Origin of the sequence: Streptomyces sp. NPDC101166, from assembly GCF_044768125.1 — a bacterium.
Lineage (GTDB): Bacteria > Actinomycetota > Actinomycetes > Streptomycetales > Streptomycetaceae > Streptomyces.
This window is the reverse complement of record NZ_JBIWPF010000255.1, coordinates 1-1,141: the sequence shown is the minus strand read 5'-3', so window position 1 is coordinate 1,141 and position 1,141 is coordinate 1. Positions and strand designations below refer to the sequence as shown.

General features: G+C 67.7%; 2 protein-coding genes. Both read right to left on the bottom strand.

The genetic code is table 11. The features are described 5' to 3' along the window. Positions 1–9 precede the first annotated feature (9 nt). Positions 10–627 (bottom strand): hypothetical protein, encoded by a 618-nt coding sequence (locus tag ACIRS4_RS38180; RefSeq protein ID WP_404204868.1) that lies wholly within the window; start codon positions 625–627, stop codon positions 10–12. A gap of 70 nt (positions 628–697) precedes the next feature. Further along, the coding region (locus tag ACIRS4_RS38175) for an SGNH hydrolase domain-containing protein (protein WP_404204866.1) at positions 698–1,141 on the bottom strand (444 nt) is incomplete at its 5' end.

Sequence of the window (1,141 nt, the reverse complement as noted above, 5' to 3'; positions counted from 1 at the left end):
TAGTCGGAATCAGGGGCGCAGCAGGGGACGTCCTTCGAGGGCCGCGGCCCAGAGCTTGTCCGCGGCATCCTCGATGTCCCCGTCCAGGAACTCGGGCAACAGGACGTCGGCCTCGGACACCCGCACTCGCGGGGCCTTCACATCACCGAGGAAGACGACCTCGCCCCTGTCCCCGGCCTCGAACCACGCCCCCGCTGTCGCGGCGCCGTGCACGGCGAGCATCCCCATGTCGGAGAACTCCGTCATCAGCAGGCCCCCGACGGTGAGCGAGCCGCCGATGAAAAGGTTGCTGTCCAGCAGACACATCAGGTGCCGCGCGGTGACCGAGCCGGTGACGTAGAGCGGCGTGTAGACGTCTCCGTTCAGAAACCGCATCGGCCCGTCGACCGTCAGGTCGCCATCGATGACGTACACGGTGTCCTCCGCCAGACCGGGATCGTTCCCGATCGACAACGACCCGTCGACGGTCAGGTCACCCTGGTGCACGAAGAAGCACTCCGGCTCCTCCTCGAAGAGGTCTTCCAGATCCTCCACGTGGTCGTCGCTGGCTTTGCCGATGTCGTAGCGCTTCACCGCCTCGGACAGCGGTACCGATTCCCAACTCGCGCTCCACAGTTCGAAAGACACCCGACTCCTCGCGTACTTGCTCGATACCCGTTGCAGTCCAAGGAGTCTCGCACACACCCGCGGAGCGGGATCACCACCAGCCGAGAATCGGGCGCAGTTCGCGCCCGAGCTCGGGGGCCAGGGAGCGCGCGTAGCTCGCGGTCAGGTGGTGTTCGTCGTGGTAGACGAGGATGTTGCCCTCGACGACGGCGCAGACGACGGGCTCGCAGACCGCGTCGTTGGGGTCGATCAGGTGCATGTTCGGGAAGGCGGACGCGGGGTCCTCGGCGGGGTTCAGGGGCGAGAGGGCCTCGGAGCGCTTCAGACCGCAGCTCACCCGGTCGCCGCCGCTGGCCAGGCAGTCGATGGCGCGGTAGCGGATGCCGTTGCGGCGCAACCACGGGGTGTCGCGGATGCCGATGACCTCGAGGCCGCGGTCGGACAGGGCCGACCAGACGTCGATGTAGTCCTGCGGGGTCTCGTCGCCGCCACTGTCGCTGGGGCGGGTGGCGGTGGTGAAGACATAGTCGGGGCG